Genomic DNA, 3,065 nt, shown 5'->3' with positions numbered 1-3,065 from the left:
GCCGGGGCGCACGTACACGTTGACCGAATTCCAATTGAACGACAAAGCCCCGATCGGTGCATCGTAAGCTCGATCGACGCGAGTGTCTTGACGACCCTCTGAATACCGATTTTGCTCGTATAGATAATCATCCACGTAAAGTTGACCTTCGATGCTTTTTAAACCCGTCCTCTTCAGCTCGTTGATGATCGACCAGTACGATTCAGAAACCAGGGCCGGATCTCCTCCCCCCTGCAGATACAGATCTCCCTTGAGCACCCCATGACTGATGGGACCCTCTTTATATATTTTCGTTTCGAAGCGATGCTCTAGTCCGAGTTCATCCATCGCCGCGCCGGCGGTTATGATTTTACTCAGCGAAGCCGGCGTGAAGGCTTTTTCGGAATTCAACTGAAGGCTTTTGTCGGGCCCCTTGATCCATAATCCAAGGTGGTCCCGAGAAATTTTGCTTTTGTTAATAGCAGAATCAAACTCCGAGGCAAAAATCGTATTTACTAAAAGAAAAATTTTAAGAATAAGCATAACCGATATTATGCCGGGTGGAGGCTATTCGTGGTCAAGGTGTAATCCGTGATTACAAGAACCTGGACTTCGGAGTGATATAGGTTATCGTAATAGAATGAGCAATGTCCGCGGTGTAATTCTACTGTTCAGTATTTTTCTAATTTGGGGCTGCAAAAAAGTAAATCGCGCCCCCGCAGATACATTGGTCATCGGTATTGCCGCTGCGCCACAAACACTGGATCCCCGTTTTTCGACGGATGCGACCGGAATGAAGATCGCAAAACTTATTTTTTCATCTCTGGTCCGCATGGATGCCGATTTGAACATCACTGGAGATGCCGCATCCTCTTGGGACTATAAAAATTCAGTCTTCCATTTTCAACTCAAGCCCGGACTCAAGTTTTCCAATGGCGAGGCCGTCACCGACGCCGATTTCCTTTTCTCGTTTGAGGAATACAAAAAAAGTTCCAATCCGTTTTCGCAAGCCTTTTCCGCCATTAAAAAAGTGGAAAGCCAGTACGACATTGATAAGGGCGGAAGTCTCAAACTCTATCTCTCCCACTTCTCTGCCGCGCTGATTACCGATCTCACGACACTCAAAATTCTGCCTAAAAAAATTGTCACAACTTACGACAAAGACTTTTATCAGCATCTTGTCGGAGCCGGTCCCTTCGTGCTCGAAACTATGGCCGACAATGAAATTCGACTGAAACGTCGGTCCGATCTCCCTCCCTCGACCCTAACGACTCTTCAATTCAAAATTATCCGCGATGACAACTCTCGATTTCTTAAAATGTACAAGGGAGATCTCGATATCGTTCAATCCGACATGCCTCTCGCAAAAATCAAGGTGTTTAAAAATTCACCTCGGTTCGAGGTCCACGAAAATGCTGGTCTCTCAATGACGTACTTACTTTTAAATCTGCGCGATCCGCTTTTAAAACAGCTGCCCGTTCGCCAGGCCATGGATCTGGCCATAGATCGTAAAGAAATTATCGAACACAAATTGGAAGGCTTGGCGATCCCAGCCACATCACTACTTACCCCAGGCAACCCTTTTTTCGATGCGAGCATTCCCACCCCTCAATACGATATCGAGAAGGCAAAGCAACTCTTGGCGGATGTTGATAAGAATCATCCTTTTGTCCTTAAAACATCCAACCAGGCCGCCGCCGTAGAGAACGGAAAGGTCATTGCCTTTCAGCTCAACAAATTAGGTCTTCAGGTTCAATTGAAGAGTTTTGAGTGGGGAACCTACTACGAGGATATTAAAAAAGGACAATTCGAGATGGCCACCATGCGCTGGGTAGGCACCACCGATCCCGACATCTACCGCCTCGCTTTTCACTCTCAGCAGCTCTCCCCCGCAGGACGAAATCGTGGATTTTATGTCAATCCCGAATTAGATCCTTTGCTCTCATCTGGAGTCGCGATCGAAGATCAAAAACAGCGAATCGAGCATTATAAAAATATTCAAAAATTAGTCGCAAAAGATTTACCGATCATCCCTCTCTGGTATGATAAACAAGTGTCTATCGTGAATAAGCGCGTGAAAAATTATAAACTCCCAATCAATGGAGATTTTAGTTTCGCATTGAACGTCGAAAAAACTGCGGAGAACCCTGCCGAATGATCCGACCTAAACTCTACTGCCTTGATGACGACCGTTACATCGGTGAAGCGATTCAACGGGATCTCCGTGATCTTTTTGATGTGGAGATCTTTGTTGATTTTCCAACTCTGCAAAAAAACATCTCAAGCCAAGTGGCTATAGTCGTGACCGACTACCATCTAGGCACTCACACTGGATATGATGTATTACGCTGGCTTAAGGAAAATGCACCGAGCTGTATGCGGATCCTGATGACAGGTAAAATCGAACTCAACGACGTCGAGGCCGCCCTTCATAGCCATCTTCTCCATAAGTTTATTCTTAAGCCCTGGGAGCGAGATCTTTTGCGTTTGCATATGCTCGAAGCTTTAGAAATGCACACGCTCCTCGGAGAGCGTGATAAGTTTCGAGAGCTGGCCATTACCGATCCCGTGACGAATTTAACCAATCATCGATTCTTTCAAGAAAAGTTTCGCATCGAACTTCAAAAAGCCAAGACGACGAAATCACCACTTTCGCTACTCATGATTGATGTCGATCATTTTAAAATTCTCAACGATCAGTTTGGTCATCCCAAAGGGGATCAGATCCTCAACAATATCGGTCGAGTGCTCTCCAAAAACTTACGAGCTCTCGATTCTCTTTCACGCTACGGCGGCGAAGAGTTTGCGATCGTAATGCCCAATACACCGAGTTCGACGGCTTTTGAGGTCGCCGAGAAGCTCCGCAAAGCCGTTCTGGAGATGAGTTCTATGGAGTTTCGCTTAAGCGTAAGTCTAGGACTAGCGGTTTTTCCCCATCATGGTCTAGATGCTGACGAGATCCTATCGGTAGCAGACCAGGCCCTGTACTGTGCTAAGAGACAGGGTCGGAACATGACAATTGTGGGAACCGACAATCCCTAATACACTAAAAGCATGAAAAAACGCGAATGGCTTTTAGTACTTCT

The 3,065-nt window shown here is 46.1% G+C and carries 3 protein-coding genes; 2 read left to right on the top strand and 1 reads right to left on the bottom strand.

Going from position 1 to position 3,065, the window contains the following annotated elements:
- The coding region (locus tag K2Q26_07915) for a D-alanyl-D-alanine carboxypeptidase (protein ID MBY0315430.1) at positions 1-522 on the bottom strand (522 nt) is incomplete at its 3' end.
- A gap of 97 nt (positions 523-619) precedes the next feature.
- On the opposite strand from K2Q26_07915, the gene K2Q26_07910 reads away from it, so the two are divergent.
- Both K2Q26_07910 and K2Q26_07905 read left to right on the top strand, forming a co-directional pair.
- Complete coding sequence (locus K2Q26_07910) at positions 620-2,137, top strand: ABC transporter substrate-binding protein (GenBank protein ID MBY0315429.1); 1,518 nt, start codon at positions 620-622, stop codon at positions 2,135-2,137.
- Positions 2,134-3,021: a diguanylate cyclase gene (locus K2Q26_07905; GenBank protein ID MBY0315428.1), complete on the top strand. Its 888-nt coding sequence runs from the start codon at positions 2,134-2,136 to the stop codon at positions 3,019-3,021. Before K2Q26_07910 ends, K2Q26_07905 begins: the two co-directional genes overlap by 4 nt.
- The last annotated feature ends 44 nt before the right edge of the window (positions 3,022-3,065 follow it).

It is taken from the genome of Bdellovibrionales bacterium, assembly GCA_019750295.1.
In the GTDB taxonomy this organism is placed as follows: domain Bacteria; phylum Bdellovibrionota; class Bdellovibrionia; order Bdellovibrionales; family JAGQZY01; genus JAIEOS01.
Note: the sequence above shows the minus strand (reverse complement) of the source record. Positions and strands in the feature narration are given on the sequence as shown.

What these genes read in the sequence shown, in the direction of transcription:
- K2Q26_07910 (MBY0315429.1), top strand. Translation starts at nt 620, where the DNA reads ATGAGCAATGTCCGCGGTGTAATTCTACTGTTCAGTATTTTTCTAATT.
- K2Q26_07905 (MBY0315428.1), top strand. Translation starts at nt 2,134, where the DNA reads ATGATCCGACCTAAACTCTACTGCCTTGATGACGACCGTTACATCGGT.